General features: G+C 41.9%; 1 protein-coding gene. It reads left to right on the top strand.

Annotated features, from left to right (window positions below):
- Positions 1–229 (top strand): hypothetical protein (locus tag ACVCXO_RS10875; RefSeq protein WP_452229615.1); only part of this gene is annotated, 229 nt, incomplete at both ends.

Genomic DNA, 229 nt, shown 5'->3' with positions numbered 1-229 from the left:
CGAAGTAGATCCTGATGGAGACGGCGTTCAAGGACCAAACGACACAGATCCAAACGATGCATGTGAATTTACTGTAGCAGATATTACATTACCTGTAACAGCAATCACAGATTGTGATGGCGATGGAGAAACAAGTGATACCGATCCAAATGATACCGATCCATGTATTGGAGGAACATTATCAAATGTAGATTTAACAGACACAACAAGTGACTGGGCAACTGCAGAT

This window comes from Lacinutrix sp. MEBiC02404, assembly GCF_053601575.1.
Note: the sequence above shows the minus strand (reverse complement) of the source record. Positions and strands in the feature narration are given on the sequence as shown.